Source organism: Streptomyces sp. NPDC044033 (assembly GCF_056434425.1).
This window is the reverse complement of record NZ_JBWKFF010000001.1, coordinates 887,638-900,062: the sequence shown is the minus strand read 5'-3', so window position 1 is coordinate 900,062 and position 12,425 is coordinate 887,638. Positions and strand designations below refer to the sequence as shown.

General features: G+C 70.2%; 11 protein-coding genes and 5 tRNA genes. 8 read left to right on the top strand and 8 right to left on the bottom strand.

All coding sequences use genetic code 11. The features are described from left to right. Nucleotides 1-108 precede the first annotated feature (108 nt). Nucleotides 109-705 (bottom strand): hypothetical protein, encoded by a 597-nt coding sequence (locus AC07AB_RS04050; RefSeq protein WP_478559538.1) that lies wholly within the window; start codon nt 703-705, stop codon nt 109-111. Nucleotides 706-832: 127 nt separating this feature from the next. Beyond that, nucleotides 833-1,183 carry a metallopeptidase family protein gene (locus AC07AB_RS04045; RefSeq protein WP_478559535.1) on the bottom strand — a complete coding sequence of 117 codons (351 nt, stop codon included), beginning with the start codon at nt 1,181-1,183 and terminating at the stop codon, nt 833-835. Between the two features lie 214 nt (nt 1,184-1,397). Here AC07AB_RS04045 and AC07AB_RS04040 point away from each other — a divergent pair. The 3 genes from AC07AB_RS04040 (at nt 1,398) to AC07AB_RS04030 (ending at nt 1,671) form a co-directional block, all read left to right on the top strand. Next, a tRNA-Glu gene (locus tag AC07AB_RS04040) sits at nt 1,398-1,470 on the top strand. A gap of 48 nt (nt 1,471-1,518) precedes the next feature. Then, nucleotides 1,519-1,593, top strand: a tRNA-Asp gene (locus tag AC07AB_RS04035). A 4-nt stretch (nt 1,594-1,597) separates the two neighbouring features. After that, nucleotides 1,598-1,671: transfer RNA gene (locus tag AC07AB_RS04030), tRNA-Phe, on the top strand. 164 nt (nt 1,672-1,835) lie between these two features. Here the strand turns inward: AC07AB_RS04030 and AC07AB_RS04025 are convergent. The 3 genes from AC07AB_RS04025 to AC07AB_RS04015 all read right to left on the bottom strand — a co-directional run bounded on the left by AC07AB_RS04025 (nt 1,836) and on the right by AC07AB_RS04015 (nt 2,495). Beyond that, the gene (locus AC07AB_RS04025) at nt 1,836-2,015 is read right to left on the bottom strand and encodes an ATP-binding cassette domain-containing protein (RefSeq protein ID WP_478559532.1); all 180 of its coding nucleotides are present in this window, start codon (nt 2,013-2,015) and stop codon (nt 1,836-1,838) included. Continuing rightward, entirely contained in the window at nt 2,012-2,236 is a 225-nt protein-coding gene (locus AC07AB_RS04020; protein WP_478559529.1) for a hypothetical protein, read from the bottom strand. Before AC07AB_RS04020 ends, AC07AB_RS04025 begins: the two co-directional genes overlap by 4 nt. A 103-nt stretch (nt 2,237-2,339) precedes the next feature. Further along, complete coding sequence (locus tag AC07AB_RS04015) at nt 2,340-2,495, bottom strand: daptide-type RiPP (RefSeq protein WP_478559526.1); 156 nt, start codon at nt 2,493-2,495, stop codon at nt 2,340-2,342. Between the two features lie 170 nt (nt 2,496-2,665). Between AC07AB_RS04015 and AC07AB_RS04010 the strand changes: the two genes are divergently transcribed. Continuing rightward, nucleotides 2,666-2,729: transfer RNA gene (locus AC07AB_RS04010), tRNA-Phe, on the top strand. Nucleotides 2,730-2,829: 100 nt separating this feature from the next. Here the strand turns inward: AC07AB_RS04010 and AC07AB_RS04005 are convergent. Continuing rightward, the gene (locus tag AC07AB_RS04005; RefSeq protein ID WP_478559523.1) at nt 2,830-3,936 is read right to left on the bottom strand and encodes an ABC-2 transporter permease; all 1,107 of its coding nucleotides are present in this window, start codon (nt 3,934-3,936) and stop codon (nt 2,830-2,832) included. 100 nt (nt 3,937-4,036) lie between these two features. On the opposite strand from AC07AB_RS04005, the gene hrpA reads away from it, so the two are divergent. The 3 genes from hrpA (at nt 4,037) to AC07AB_RS03990 (ending at nt 8,634) form a co-directional block, all read left to right on the top strand. Next, entirely contained in the window at nt 4,037-8,026 is a 3,990-nt protein-coding gene (hrpA, locus tag AC07AB_RS04000; protein ID WP_478559521.1) for an ATP-dependent RNA helicase HrpA, read from the top strand. A gap of 78 nt (nt 8,027-8,104) precedes the next feature. Beyond that, a tRNA-Asp gene (locus AC07AB_RS03995) sits at nt 8,105-8,179 on the top strand. A gap of 281 nt (nt 8,180-8,460) precedes the next feature. Continuing rightward, on the top strand, nt 8,461-8,634 hold the full coding sequence (locus tag AC07AB_RS03990) for a DUF6274 family protein (RefSeq protein ID WP_478559518.1): 174 nt from the start codon (nt 8,461-8,463) through the stop codon (nt 8,632-8,634). Nucleotides 8,635-9,208: 574 nt separating this feature from the next. Here AC07AB_RS03990 and bldC read toward each other — a convergent pair. Beyond that, the gene (gene bldC, locus AC07AB_RS03985; protein WP_003949541.1) at nt 9,209-9,415 is read right to left on the bottom strand and encodes a developmental transcriptional regulator BldC; all 207 of its coding nucleotides are present in this window, start codon (nt 9,413-9,415) and stop codon (nt 9,209-9,211) included. 759 nt (nt 9,416-10,174) lie between these two features. After that, entirely contained in the window at nt 10,175-11,011 is an 837-nt protein-coding gene (locus AC07AB_RS03980) for a DUF8083 family protein (RefSeq protein ID WP_478559515.1), read from the bottom strand. A gap of 183 nt (nt 11,012-11,194) precedes the next feature. Between AC07AB_RS03980 and AC07AB_RS03975 the strand changes: the two genes are divergently transcribed. Next, on the top strand, nt 11,195-12,328 hold the full coding sequence (locus AC07AB_RS03975; RefSeq protein ID WP_478559512.1) for a Leu/Phe/Val dehydrogenase: 1,134 nt from the start codon (nt 11,195-11,197) through the stop codon (nt 12,326-12,328). Nucleotides 12,329-12,425 lie beyond the last annotated feature (97 nt).

Sequence of the window (12,425 nt, the reverse complement as noted above, 5' to 3'; positions counted from 1 at the left end):
CTGTTTCGCCTCCGCCACAGGCCGCGGACCGCGGCCGCCCGCCCCGCCGTACGCCCCTCCGCACGCCCCCGTCGTACGTCCGCCGCGCCCCCGGTCGCCGTACGTCCGCTACGCCACCGGACCGGCCTGCGGCGACACCAGCGGCTCCCGCATGGGCGCCGATGCCGCCGAAGACGACGTCGGCGACGCGGGCGGCTGCGAGACGGTCGGCGGCGGGGTCGGCTCGACCGGGTCCGTCGGCTTCGGGGGCTCCTTGGGCCCGGACGGGTCGCCCGGCACGGACGGGGGCCCCGGCCGCCCCGGGAGCGGCGGCTTCGGCCGCGTACCCGGCCGGTCCGGCCGCTCCGGCCGTTTCCCGGGGGCGGGGTCGGCAGCGCCGGCGGGGGCGGAGGACGAGGCGTTCGCGGCGGCCGCCGACCCTCTGGGGGCCGGTTTCCCGCCGTGGCCGTCGGTCCGCGGGCTCTTGCCGCCCTCGGCCGTCTTCGTGTCCGTATCCGTACGCGCCTGGCCGTCGCCCTTCGCCACGCCGCCGTCCGGCTGCGCCCCGCCGCCCCGGTGACCGGACGACTTGGACGGCGCGGGCTTCGCCGGGTCGCTCACGCTCATGCACCCGCCGAGGGCCATGGCCGCGACGGCGACGGCCGCGGCGCGGACGAGCGCGACGGGTACCTGGGATACGGGCGGGGACATCGCGCGCATGGGCATGGGGACCACCTTCGGGTCGCGGGGCACGGGCCCCCTGCCCAACTGGCCTCCCCCCGCGCAGGACACGCGCCCCGCGCATGCCCGGCGCGGTTCGCCCGGCCCCGCCACCCCACAGGTCAGCCGCCGCTCACCCGTACCCCAGCGCGTGCAGCCGCTCGTCATCGATCCCGAAGTGGTGGGCGATCTCGTGAACGACCGTCACCTCCGTCTCCGCGACCACGTCTTCGCGGGACGCGCACATCCGCACCGTCGGCCCCCGGTAGATCGTGATGCGGTCCGGCAGCACCCCCGCGTACCACTCGCCGCGCTCGGTCAGCGGCGTCCCCTCATAGAGCCCGAGCAGCTCCGGCTCCTCCGCGGGCGGCTCGTCCTCCACGAACACCGCGACGTTGTCCATCAGCCTCGTCAGCTCCGGCGGAATCCGGTCGAGCGCCTCGGCGACCAGTTCCTCGAACTCCTCGCGCGTCATCTCCAGCACACCGGCCATTGTCCGTGACGGGCCCCGGCCCCGCCGGGCGGAAGCCGCTCCGGGCGCGACCCCCGGCGACCGCCCCAGGACCGCACCCCCTCCCCCAGCGGCCCCCCGAGGCCCCTTTGGCAGCTCTTCGGGAAACCGTTTTGGCGATACCTCCCCGCATCCCATATGCTTCTCACGTCCCCGACGCGCTGCGAAGCGCCCAGGTGGGCCATCAGCCCTCATCGTCTAGTGGCCCAGGACGCCGCCCTTTCAAGGCGGTAGCACGGGTTCGAATCCCGTTGGGGGCACGCATTACCGTGTGCGAGACTGGTTCACGCCGGTTTCGCACAATGCAAGGTCCTGTGGAGCAGCTTGGAGTGCTCGCCACCCTGTCAAGGTGGAGGCCGCGGGTTCAAATCCCGTCAGGACCGCTGCGGCTGGGTAGCTCAGTTGGTACGAGCGATCGCCTGAAAAGCGATAGGTCGCCGGTTCGACCCCGGCCCCAGCCACACCCTGTGGCACAGGCCCCGATCCCCCGGATCGGGGCCTGTCGCGTTGTACGGGGCCTTCACGAGACCCGGGCGCCCTGTCTTCGCTTGCGGAAACGTCACCGAGGCAGCGGACCAGGTCCCCCGAGTCGGCGCGGACGAGGAGCGGCGTCCGGCAACTCCTCCTAGATCTGCCCGAAGAGCGTCGCATGCCCGGAGGCGGCCCGAGTGAGGCCGAGGAGGAGGACGCACAGCACGGTGCCCTTGCCAGCGCCGCCCAGGCCGAGGAGACCGGCGATACGGCCGGGGCGGACGGCGAAGGAAAGGTCCCCGACCGCCGTGAGCCGACCGGATCTCTTCGTCACCCCCGTGGAATTCGATGACCGCCGAGTCGCGCAGAGCCGCCCCTGACCGCGGCGGCCCCGACGAGGGCGGATGCTCCCGCGACAGCGCAGACGAGCACGGCGGTCGCGATGACACGTGTCGAGCCGTCCAGCTTGAACGCGGTCGCGACGGCGGCCAGTGCGACCAGTACGCCGAGACCGGCGACGGACAGGGCGGTGCCGACAGCACTCCTGCGGTTCATGTCTCTCCTCTACCTCATGGCGTTCGGTACCGTGCTGACTGATCCGACGCCGTGGTGGCGGGTGCTGCCCGCCACGGCATCGGCACTCAGTCACTGCTCATCATCAGGTGTCGATGCCGACCGCGGCACTCGCCGAGGCGACGCCGCTGATCGCGCCTCCGACCGAGAACCCGGTCCAGCGCTCCGGGGCCTCCATGGCCTCCAGCTCCTGCATGCCCAGTTCGAGCGGCGGAGCCGGCTCCTTGGCCCCCTCCATCATGTGTCACACCGGCCCACAGCCCGCGCAGCCGCCGCCTTGAGCACCAAGGCTCGCCTCGCGCTGACGTGTCGGCACGGGGTGGCCGGATCGAGACGGATCGAGCAGGACTCAGCAGGACACAGACACGGTAAATTCCCCGGCTCTCGCGGATCTCCGCAGGTCAGCGCTGCGGCTGGGTAGCTCAGCGATCGCCTGAAAAGCGATAGGTCGCCGGTTCGACCCCGGCCCCAGCCACACCCTGTGGCACAGGCCCCGATCCCCCGGATCGGGGCCTGTCGCGTTGTACGGAGCCGGGGGCGGGGCTTGTACGGGCCCGTACAAGCCCCGTCCCGGCTCAGCCGGAAGCGGCGGCGTGCGCGTGCGCACGTACGGCGGGCCGGCCGCCGGGGTGCCGGTGGCGCCAGATCCAGAAGACCGCGGTGGCCACGACGGCCCAGACCGCCATCACCACGAACGGGAAGGCGTGCTGGTACCGGCCGAAGTAGACGGCGGTGTGCTGCGCGTTGACGGACGCGCCCGGCGGCAGCCAGCGGCCGATCCGGCCGAGTACGGACGGCAGCAGCGGCCAGGACACGGCGCCGCCCGAGGACGGGTTGCCGAGCAGCACCATCACGCCCCAGGTCGGGATCATCGCCCAGCGGCCGATGAGGGTGTTGAACATCGTGAAGACCATGCCCGACGTGAACATCGTGAACGCCAGGATCAGCCAGGACTCGATGAACGGCAGGTCCAGCGCGCCCAGCAGCCAGTCCACGACCGCGGCGATGGTGAAGGCGCCGAGCAGCGAGTAGGCGGCGGTGAAGGCGACCCGCTCGGCGGGGTTGAGGCCCCGGGCGTGCACGCTGAGCTGGATGGCCCCGACGAAGCCGATGATGACGGCGGCGAGCGAGATGTAGAAGAGCGCGAGCCCCCGCGGGTCGCCCTCCTGGAGCGGCTTGACGTCCTTGACGGCCACCGGCACCCCGACCGCCTTGCCGACCTTCGGGGCGGTCTGGGTCAGCACCTGGGCGACGGTGGCACCGGAGGCGCCCGAGACGTCGAACCGGACGCCCCCGTCGGCGACGTCGAGGACCGCGAAGACCTGCTGCTCGTCGATGGCGCGGCGGGCCTGGTCGTACGTCCGGTAGTCGTGCAGCTTCAGCGAGGCGTTGAGGGCCTTCTCCATGCCGCCGATGAACGCCTTGCCCCGCGGGGTGTCCTGGCCGCCGACGACCGCCGTGGGGATGTGGTGCGGGGTGGGGTTGGCCATCGTGTAGGTGTACGAACCGGCGAAGAGTCCGGCCGCCGCGGCGAGGATGAACAGCAGCACCGTCGCGGGCAGGAACGGCGAGTTCTTGAAGGCCGTCCACCGGTCGGCCCTGCTGGGGGGCCTGCCGTGGGCGCCGTGCGCATGGGTCTCGCCGGGCGAATAAGTCTCCTGGTCGTCCTGTTGATCATCCATAAGGCCAAGCTAAAGCACCTATAGGGGACATTCTCGGTTGGGTTCGCAGGCCACAAATGATTCGCCAGTCTTTTCCGGGAGGTGAGATCCTGGAGGCCGTATGTCCAGTCAGCCTGCACCCGCCCTGCCCGCCCTCCTGGAGCGGCTCCCCGACCTGATGCTGCGCGATCAGCAGCGGCTGGGCCGCCGGCTCGACGGCGCGCGCCGCATCCGCAAACCCGAAGCCCGTTCGGCCGTACTGGCCGAGATCGCGGCCGACCTCGACACGGCCGAGCTGAGGGTGGCCGGCCGCCGCGAGGCCGTGCCGCCGATCAGCTACCCCGAACAGCTGCCGGTCAGCCAGAAGAAGGACGAGATCCTGGCGGCCATCCGCGACCACCAGGTCGTGATCGTCGCCGGCGAGACCGGCTCCGGAAAGACCACCCAGATCCCCAAGATCTGTCTGGAACTGGGCCGCGGCATCAAGGGGCTGATCGGGCACACCCAGCCGCGCCGGCTCGCGGCCCGGACCGTCGCCGAGCGCATCGCCGAGGAGTTGCGCACCCCGCTGGGCGAGGCCGTCGGCTGGAAGGTCCGCTTCACCGACCAGGTCGGCGGCGACACCCTGGTGAAGCTGATGACGGACGGCATCCTGCTCGCGGAGATCCAGACCGACCGCGAGCTGCGCCAGTACGACACGATCATCATCGACGAGGCGCACGAGCGCAGCCTCAACATCGACTTCATCCTCGGCTACCTGGCCCAGCTGCTGCCGCGCCGCCCGGACCTGAAGGTCGTCATCACCTCGGCGACCATCGACCCGGAGCGCTTCTCCCGGCACTTCGGCGACTTCGCCTCCGTGGACGCCGCCGGCGGCGGGGGCGAGGCGCGGCTGGCCGCGCCGATCGTGGAGGTCAGCGGCCGTACGTACCCCGTGGAGGTGCGGTACCGGCCGCTCCTGGAGGAGGGGTCCGAGGACAGCGACCGGGACCAGATCACCGCGATCTGCGACGCCGTGGACGAGCTCCAGCGCGAGGGCGACGGCTTCGGCGACATCCTGGTCTTCCTCTCCGGCGAGCGCGAGATCCGCGACACCGCGGACGCCCTGGAGAAGAAGAAGCTCAGATCCACCGAGATCCTGCCGCTGTACGCGCGCCTTTCGCACGCCGAGCAGCACCGGGTCTTCCAGCGCCACCAGGGGCGGCGAATCGTTCTGGCGACCAATGTCGCCGAGACGTCCCTGACCGTGCCGGGCATCCGGTACGTGATCGACCCGGGCGCGGCCCGCATCTCCCGCTACAGCCACCGCACCAAGGTCCAGCGGCTGCCGATCGAGCCGGTCTCGCAGGCCAGCGCCAACCAGCGCAAGGGCCGCTGCGGCCGTACGAGCGACGGCATCTGCATCCGCCTCTACTCCGAGGACGACTTCCTCTCCCGCCCGGAGTTCACGGACCCGGAGATCCTCCGTACGAACCTGGCCTCCGTCATCCTCCAGATGACCGCCGCCGGGCTCGGGGACATCGAGAAGTTCCCCTTCATCGACCCGCCGGACCGCCGCAACATCAAGGACGGCGTGGATCTGCTGGTCGAGCTGGGCGCGATCGACCCGAAGCAGAAGGACATGAAGAAGCGGCTCACCCCGATGGGCCGCAAGCTCTCGCAGCTGCCGGTGGACCCGCGGCTGGCCCGGATGGTGCTGGAGGCCGACCGGAACGGCTGTGTGCGCGAGGTCATGGTGATCGCCGCGGCGCTCTCCATCCAGGACCCCCGCGAGCGGCCCTCCGACAAGCAGGCGCAGGCGGACCAGCAGCACGCCCGGTTCAAGGACGAGACGAGCGACTTCCTCGCCTTCCTGAACCTGTGGCGCTATGTGCGCGAGCAGCAGAAGGCGCTGTCGTCGTCGGCTTTCCGGCGCATGTGCCGCGGCGAATTCCTGAACTATCTGCGGATACGCGAGTGGCAGGACATCTACAGCCAGTTGCGTACGGTCGCGAAGACGATGGGCATCCACCTCTCCGAGGAGGACGCGGCGCCGGACCGCGTCCATACGGCGCTCCTTTCCGGGCTGCTCTCGCACCTCGGCCTGAAAGAGGCGGAGAAGAACGAGTATCTGGGCGCGCGCAGCGCCAAGTTCGCCGTGTTCCCGGGGTCGGCGCTCTTCAAGAAGCCGCCGCGCTGGATCATGTCGGCGGAGCTGGTGGAGACCTCCCGGCTGTGGGCGCGGGTCAACGCGAGGATCGAGCCGGAGTGGGTCGAGCCGCTCGCCCAGCACCTGGTCAAACGCACGTACAGCGAGCCGCACTGGGAGCAGAAGCAGGCGGCGGTGATGGCGTACGAGCGGGTGACGCTGTACGGCGTGCCGATCGTCGCGCAGCGGAAGGTCAATTACGGGCGTATCGACCCGGAGACGAGCCGCGACCTCTTCATCCGCAACGCGCTCGTGGAGGGCGACTGGCGCACGCACCACCAGTTCTTCCACGACAACCGGAAGCTTCTCGGCGAGGTCGAGGAGCTGGAGCAGCGCGCCCGCCGCCGCGACATCATGGTGGACGACGAGACGCTCTTCGACTTCTATGACAAGCGGCTGCCGGACGACGTCGTGTCGGGGGCGCATTTCGACTCGTGGTGGAAGCGCAGACACCGCGAGGAACCGGAACTGCTCAATTTCGAGCACTCCATGCTCGTCAACGAGAACGCCGAACAGGTCACCAAGGACGACTATCCGGACACCTGGCGGCAGGGCGGCCTGAAGTTCAAGGTCACCTACCAGTTCGAGCCGGGCGCGGACGCCGACGGCGTGACCGTCCACATCCCGCTCCAGGTCCTCAACCAGGTGTCCGCCGAGGGGTTCGACTGGCAGATCCCGGGGCTGCGCGAGGACCTGGTCACCGAGCTGATCCGGTCCCTGCCCAAGCCGATCCGCCGCAACTACGTGCCCGCGCCGAACTTCGCCAAGGCGTTCCTGGAGCGCGCGGTGCCGCTCCAGGAGCCGCTGACGACCACCCTGACGCGGGAGTTGCAGCGGATGGTGGGCGTGCGGATGGAGCCGGACGACTTCGACCTCGGCAAGGTCCCCGACCACTTGAAGATCACCTTCCGGGTGGTCGACGAGCGCCGTCGCAAGATCGCCGAGGAGAAGGACATCGAGGCGCTGCGCCTCGCCCTCAAGCCGAAGACGCGGGCGGCCATCACCAAGGCCTTCGAGCAGGCCGCGGAGACCTCCGGCGGCGGCGGCCCGGAGCAGCGCTCCGGGCTCACCTCGTGGACGGTGGGCACGCTGCCGCGCACCTTCGAGACCCGGCGGGCCGGCCAGCCCGTGAAGGCGTACCCGGCGCTGGTCGACGAGGGCGCGTCGGTGGCGGTGAAGCTCTTCGACACCGAGCCGGAGCAGCGGCAGGCGATGTGGCGCGGCACGCGCCGGCTGATCCTCTTGAACCTGCCGTCGAACCCGGCGAAGTTCGCCCAGGACAAGCTGTCCAACCAGCAGAAGCTCGCGCTCTCCCGGAACCCGCACGGCTCCATCGCGGCCCTCTTCGAGGACTGCGTGGCCGCCGCCGCGGACCGGCTGATCGCGGCCCGCGGCGGGCCCGCCTGGGACGAGGAATCGTTCCGCAAGCTCTTCGACGCGGTGCGGGCGGACATCGTCGACGCGACGCTGGACGCGATCCGCAAGGTGCAGGAGGTCCTCGCCGCCTGGCAGGCGTGCGAGCGCCGGCTGAAGGCGACCACGTCGCTGGTGCTCGTACCGTCGCTGACCGACGTCAAGGAGCAGCTGGCCCAGCTCATCAAGCCGGGCTTCGTCACGGCCCACGGCGCGCGGCGGCTGCCCGACCTGATGCGCTACCTGGTGGCGGTCGACCGGCGGCTCCAGCAGCTCCCCACCAACGCCCAGCGGGACCGCGCCCGGCTGGAGAAGGTCAAGGAGATGCAGGACGAGTACGCCTGGCTGCTGGAGCAGCTGCCGAAGGGGCGGCCGGTGCCGCAGCAGGTCCTGGACATCCGCTGGATGATCGAGGAGCTGCGGGTCAGCTATTTCGCCCACGCGCTGGGCACGGCGTACCCGGTCTCGGACAAGCGGATCATGAAAGCCGTCGACGAGGCGGCCCCCTGAGCCACTGGTTCGACCGCACCCCCTGAGCTGCTGTAGAGTCTTGCTTCGCAGCCGCACGAGAGTGCGGGGGCGAAGCGAGGTCCTGTGGAGCAGCTTGGAGTGCTCGCCACCCTGTCAAGGTGGAGGCCGCGGGTTCAAATCCCGTCAGGACCGCAGCATATGAGAGGCCCGCATCCGATCGGATGCGGGCCTTTCTGCTGTCCGTCCGCGGCAGCCCGCCGCGACCCGCGCCCGCAGGCCGTCCCGGGAGGCCGCGTCCGGCCTCCTTTCCGCCTCAGAAGATCCCCTCGGCCCCACAAAGGCCCGTGAAGCCCGTGAGGCCCGCGTGGAGCGCCTGTACGGCCTGGGCGGCCCTTCCGAGCCACTGGCCGTTCCGTGGCCCTTGACGGCGGCATGGTCCACCGGTACCCAGGCAGAAGGAGGTGCGGCGCTCCATGACGAGAACTTCTCCACACGAGACCCGGGCGCTGTTGCGCGCTCACCTGTCGGCGGCGTCGGGCTACCGCCATCTGTCCAGGCACTGCCCCATATGCCACCGGCTCCTGCGGCTGGCGGCGCTGGAGCGGCCGGCCGACCGCAGCAGGGACGAAAGTCCCCCGGCTGGGTGACCAACGGCGGGCGGTTCGGCGCCAGTCGGGTGGAAGGCTATGCGTGGGAGCGTTCTCATGCGTCCCTTTATCGCAGCTGTGCCGTAGGCCACAAGAACGACGCACTGTGACGGGAGTCACCGAAAGAGTTTCAAGGTGGGAGGAACTTACCCCTCACCTACAAAGGGTCAATTTAATATGTGCAATTGCACTCCCCTTAAACGGACTCCGGACGGAGCCCCACGAACCCTCCCGAGCCACCCGTACGGATGCCCCGCAACCACTCGTACGAGTTCACCCGAGCCCATACGAGCCACCCGCCGGCCATCCGTCGGCCACCCCGACCGGCGCGATCAGGGCATAAAAAGATCGCGCTGAACCCGGCGGAGTCCAGCGCGATCGACGACTGCCCAATGGAGCCGGGCGTGGGGCCTGTTGGGGCAGGCGCCCAGTCGTGGTGCAGCTAGATGGAACTGATGACGCGGATGAAGCTGATGACGCAGGTGAAGCGGGTACTGCCGATGGAGCTGGGTGGGCGGCTACCGAGTTGGGGGACCCGGCGGACAGCCCGGTAACGCAAGGGTGTAGCGGTTGTTCAGGCTTCGCTGCGCTGCTGCGGAATGCCCGCCAACAGCGCGCGGACCTCCGCTTCGCGGTAACGCCGGTGTCCTCCGAGCGTGCGGATGGACGTGAGCTTGCCTGCCTTGGCCCAGCGCGTGACCGTCTTCGGGTCCACGCGGAACATCGTGGCAACCTCAGCCGGGGTCAGCAGCGGCTCGGCATCAGGGGTGCGAGCGGTCATGAGCGGCCTCCTCGGGAGAACCGAACCATCACGGTTCTTTCCTCTAAATTCTGCACCTTGACCCGCGTTGCCCGAAATGGCGGACGCGGGCCGAGTCGGTTATAGGACGAACGGCTTGTCCTCGGCACTACAACTACACCATCCGTCCAGCCGCGTCGGCCAAACCGATGGAATTGCCCTCTCAGGTGTTCAACCTCGACGGAACCCGATGGACCATGCCATAGCGGACAGTCACGCCGCCGTGACGATCAGTCACAGCGGGATCAGGGGGTACCGAACCCGCCAAGGAGTGCAATGCCGAGCAATCCGCCCGCAGTTGAACGGAAGGAGCCATTCCCAGGCTCCTTGTCCTATTTTGACACGACAGTGGGGGATGCGCGCAAGGCCCGAAGTCAGTGCTTTAGGTCACGGTTGCGGCAATGGCCCGGATCGGGACCTAGGTCCTTACCGTGGCGGCAACTCATCCGCCACATCAGCATCTCACCGACCCGCCTGCCACTGCTGACTCTGTCATCCCTCTGGCCACGAAAGACTCCTGAGACTTCGACAGACCCGTGAGCACCTCGGCTCACGTACAGGCGCCGATTCGCGTTCGGACCCCGGCGGCTCGATATCGAACCCGGCTCAGCACGCGCCCGGCCACGCACCACCCCCCGTAGAGGACTCGACCCACACGCCGGCCCCGGCACGGAACCCGGCCCACGGAACCCGGTCCACGGCACCGCCCTCCGTACCGGGCCCCCGCCCCACGCTCCGGCCTCAGCTCGCGTACTGGCGGTCCCGTACCGCGCTCCACCGGTCCGTCAGCCGCTCGTACGCGACGCCGGCCCTCGCGCCGTCGCCCTCGCGCAACGCCGCCAACCCCTCCGCCACGTCCTCGACCGACCGGTCGTCGGCGAGGTCCGCCTCCGGCACCACGTGCACCAGCCCGCCGTAGTCCAGCTCGACCAGGGAGCGCGGGTGGAACTCCTCCAGCCAGCGCCCCACCTCCATCAGGCCGTCGATCAGCGGGCCCTCTTCGAGCGAGTCCTTGAGCGTGCGCAGCCCCCGGGCCACCCGGCGCCGGGCCTCGACCATCGGCGTGCGGTAGCGCAGCACCAGCCCGTCGTCGCCCTTGTCGTACTCGCGCTCTCCGGCGGCGAAGAGGACGAACCAGCGCACCGGCACATGCCAGGTCGCCGTCTTGATCCACGGCCGGGCGTCCGGGTTGCGCTCCAGCCACCGCCCGTAGTCCGCCTCCGCCTGCCTGCGCACCACCGGGGGCAGGGCCACGTCCAGAACGAGCCCCGGAAGCTGCTCAGTGAGCCCTTCAAGGGCCTGCCAGCCGCGCAGCCGCGTCCGCCAGGGGCAGACGCAGGTGACGCCGTCCACGACGGCGACGAACGCGTCGCCGCTCTCGTGCACCGGCACCGCGACCGGCGGCGTCGGCAGCAAGTCCGCCAGCGAGCGCCGGAGTTCGTCCTGCGCGCTCGGAAGCTTCTCCCGCTTGGCATAGCGCGCCCAATGGCCACGCTCGGATTCCGGGAAAGCGGCCAGTGGCTCGTAAACCCGCAGATACGCTGCATACGGGACAATCACTGACGACGCCAAGGTCACGCCCGCTCCCTCAAGCCGGAGTCCGTCACTGGGAGTTGTCCTCCCCGCACTGACCAAATCGTCCCACGCCACCGGTGCCTGGGAGAGTGATCCTCGGCACCTACCCGATCTACCGGGCCGCCAGGTCTTACGCTCTTGCCGACCGGCCCTCCCCCACCCCTCGGAGGGCTTCCTCCGCGACATATGGGAGTCACCACAGTGACCGACGTACGTCCCACCGGCGAAGGCGGCAACGTGCTGCACACGCTCTTCCGATCGGACCAGGGCGGCCACGAGCAGGTCGTGCTCTGCCAGGACCGGGAGAGCGGCCTCAAAGCTGTCATCGCCCTCCATTCCACAGCCCTGGGCCCCGCCCTCGGCGGCACCCGCTTCTATCCGTACGCCTCGGAGGAGGACGCCGTCCAGGACGCGCTCAACCTCTCCCGCGGCATGTCGTACAAGAACGCGCTCGCCGGGCTCGACCACGGCGGCGGCAAGGCCGTGATCATCGGTGACCCCGCGCCGGTGGCGGAGGGGGGAGCGAAGTCGGAAGAGCTGCTGCTCGCCTATGGCCGGTTCGTGGCTTCCCTCGGCGGCCGCTATGTGACCGCGTGCGACGTCGGCACGTACGTACAGGACATGGACGTCGTCGCCCGCGCCAACCGCTGGACCACGGGCCGCTCGCCCGAGAACGGCGGCGCCGGCGACTCCTCCGTGCTCACCGCCTTCGGCGTGTTCCAGGGCATGCGCGCCTCGGCGCAGGCCGCCTGGGGCGAGCCCACGCTGCGCGGCCGCACGGTCGGCGTCGCCGGTGTCGGCAAGGTCGGCCACCACCTCGTGCGCCACCTCGTCGAGGACGGCGCCTCGGTCGTCATCACGGACGTACGGGCGGAGTCGGTCGAGCGCGTCCTGGCCCACCACCGGGAGGGGGTCAGGGCCGTCACCGACACCGGCGCGCTCATCCGCGCCGACCTGGACGTGTACGCGCCGTGCGCGCTCGGCGGCGCGCTGAACGACATCACCGTGCCCGCCCTCACCGCGAAGATCGTCTGCGGCGCGGCCAACAACCAGCTCGCCCACCCGGGCGTCGAGAAGGACCTCGCCGACCGGGGCGTCCTCTACGCGCCGGACTACGTCGTGAACGCGGGTGGCGTGATCCAGGTCGCGGACGAGCTGCACGGCTTCGATTTCGACCGGGCGAAGGCCAAGGCGACTCGGATCTTTGACACGACTCTGGCCATATTCGACCGGGCCGGGTCCGAGGGGATCCCGCCCGCCGAGGCGGCCGACCGGCTGGCCGAGCAGCGCATCGCCGAGGCGCGCGCGGTCGCTCTGTAGCCCGTTCACAGTCGTCAACGGCGACCGCCCGGCGGGCGGCGAGGGAGAGATCTCTCACCACCCGTCGGCGGGTCGCCGTCCAGGACACGTTAAAATC